Consider the following 389-nt stretch of genomic DNA (forward strand, 5'->3'; position numbering starts at 1 on the left):
TGCAAAATTCTCGGTTCAGTGTCTGAACCAAGCGCTTAGCGTTGGTGATTGGTGGAGGCAGACGGGATCGAACCGACGACCCCCTGCTTGCAAAGCAGGTGCTCTCCCAGCTGAGCTATGCCCCCATTGAGTACAGATGACCTCAGGTGTGTTACCGCCAGACAATGGTGGGTCTGGTTGGATTCGAACCAACGACCCCCGCCTTATCAAGACGGTGCTCTAACCGACTGAGCTACAGACCCCTGAGTCTGTCTTTAAATTTACAGCCGATAAGCGTGAGCGCTCAATTTTGCGAGAAGCTCTGGAAAGGAGGTGATCCAGCCGCACCTTCCGATACGGCTACCTTGTTACGACTTCACCCCAGTCATGAATCCTACCGTGGTGACCGT

The 389-nt window shown here is 54.0% G+C and carries 2 tRNA genes and 1 rRNA gene; all 3 read right to left on the reverse strand.

Features of this window, described 5'->3' with window-relative positions:
- Nucleotides 1-49 precede the first annotated feature (49 nt).
- Nucleotides 50-125: transfer RNA gene (locus G3N61_RS39280), tRNA-Ala, on the reverse strand.
- Between the two features lie 40 nt (nt 126-165).
- Nucleotides 166-242, reverse strand: a tRNA-Ile gene (locus G3N61_RS39285).
- A 63-nt stretch (nt 243-305) separates the two neighbouring features.
- Nucleotides 306-389 (reverse strand): 16S ribosomal RNA (locus tag G3N61_RS39290); the annotation flags it as partial.

Origin of the sequence: Burkholderia sp. Ac-20349 (assembly GCF_017104865.1) — a bacterium.
Taxonomy (GTDB): Bacteria; Pseudomonadota; Gammaproteobacteria; order Burkholderiales; family Burkholderiaceae; genus Burkholderia; species Burkholderia aenigmatica.